At 71.8% G+C, this 1742-nt stretch carries 3 protein-coding genes; all 3 read left to right on the top strand.

Annotated features, from left to right (window positions below):
* Positions 1–332 (top strand): VOC family protein (locus tag GX015_RS11275; protein ID WP_291345206.1); only part of this gene is annotated, 332 nt, incomplete at its 5' end.
* A 100-nt stretch (positions 333–432) separates the two neighbouring features.
* Complete coding sequence (locus tag GX015_RS11270; RefSeq protein ID WP_291345204.1) at positions 433–1368, top strand: iron ABC transporter permease; 936 nt, start codon at positions 433–435, stop codon at positions 1366–1368.
* Positions 1326–1742 (top strand): MFS transporter (locus tag GX015_RS11265; RefSeq protein WP_366926290.1); only part of this gene is annotated, 417 nt, incomplete at its 3' end. The genes GX015_RS11270 and GX015_RS11265, both read left to right, overlap by 43 nt.

The following is a 1742-nucleotide window of genomic DNA, read 5'->3' as shown; positions in this document are numbered from 1 at the left end:
TGAAGTACGGCGACAACGAACCGATGGAGGGCATGCCCTTCGAGCCGGACCCGAACCTGGTCGCCCACGCGAAGCTGGACCTGCCCGGCGGCACCATCACCGGCGGCGACGGCATGCCCGGCGAGGAATACGTCGTGCAGGGGTCGATCTACTCGCTGCTCTACGAGTTCGACGACGTCGACGAGGCCCGCGCGAAGATCGATGCGCTCGTCGCCGCCGGCGGCACCGTGAACATGCCCTTCGAACAGGCGCCGTGGGGCGCATACTACGGGCAGGTCTTCGACAAGTTCGGGATCATGTGGGCCTTCAACGTGGAGCCGGAACACGGCTGACCGCCGCCGCTCGATTGACCGGCGGGCGCCACTCCGCCGGCCCCGGGCACATCGCTCATGAAATTGACTTTCATTATCATCATGACGGAAGATTCCCGTCATGCCGGACGTTTCGGCGGCGCCGCATGACTGCCCGCTCCCCCGCCCCGCATCCCGGCCCGGCCCCCTGGCCGCCGCCGTCGTCGTTGCGGCCCTGACCGCGGCACTGGCGGTTTCGCTGATAGCGGGCACCGCGCTCGGCGGGGCGACCATCGCCTTCGGCGACGCCCTCCGATTCCTCTGGGCCGCCCTGACCGGCGGAGACCTTTCGTTCGAGGAAGTCACCGGCTACCAGATCGTGTGGCGGATCCGGGCTCCGCGCGTTCTGCTCGCGGCCCTGGTCGGGGCGGCACTGTCCGCGTGCGGCGCGGTGACCCAGGCGCTGGTCCGCAATGTCCTGGCGGATCCCTTCATCCTCGGGGTGTCCGCCGGAGCCTCCGTGGGCGCGGTGTCCGTGACCATCGTCCTGGGCGGGTTCTCCACCCTCGGGCTGGCCGCTCTCGCCGCGACGTCGAATACCGTCCTCGTCGCCGCCGGCGCGTTCCTCGGCGCCATCGCCACGAGCGCGTTGGTGTGGTTCACCGCCCACCGGGGTTCCGCCGGCGTGAGCCCCGTGCGCCTCGTGCTCACCGGAGTCGTGATCGCCTCCGGGCTGCAGGCATTGATGGCGGTGATCATCTACCTGGTGCCGGACACCGAATCCACGGCCACGGTGCTGTTCTGGACGATGGGCTCGTTCGGCGCCGCCGCCTGGGGGCTGCTGCCGCCCGTCGCCGCCATGACCCTGCTGTCGCTGCTCCTCTTCGCGCGCCACGCGGCCACCCTGGACGTGCTGGCGCAGGGCGACGAAGCCGCCGCGGGCCTCGGAGTCGACCCGAACCGCGCCCGACGCGCGCTTTTCGCGGTCGTGTCGCTGGCGGCGGCCGCGGCGACGTGCCCGCGGAGGTCGGCGGCGTGCGCGGCCTCGGCGGCATTTCCGCGGTGGCCGCGGGGTTGATCTACGCGGCCCTGGTCCAGCGCATCAGCCGCCCGGCCGCCACCGTCCTGGGACTGACGTTGCTCGGGGCGTTCAGCGCGGTGGGCACGGTGTCCGAGTGGCCGATGCTCGCCACCTTCTGCCTCGGCATCGGCGCGGCGACGGCGATACTCAACCCGACCCTGCAGTCGGGTGCGGCCGCCTGCTTTGCGACGCCCGCCGAGCAGGGCCGAGCGGCCACGATGGTGACGGCGACGACGACGTTGACCGCCGTCCTCGCGGCGCCCGTCCTTGGCGCGCTGTCTCTCCTCGTCGGCTGGCGAGGGTTGCTGTGGACGGTGGCGGCGCTGTCGCTGACGGCGGCGGCGGTGCTCGCCGGTACGTCGTCGCAGAGC

It is taken from the genome of Corynebacterium sp., assembly GCF_012837295.1.
GTDB lineage: Bacteria > Actinomycetota > Actinomycetes > Mycobacteriales > Mycobacteriaceae > Corynebacterium.
The sequence above is the reverse complement of the archived record's forward strand: the minus strand, read 5'-3'. Positions and strand labels throughout refer to the sequence as shown.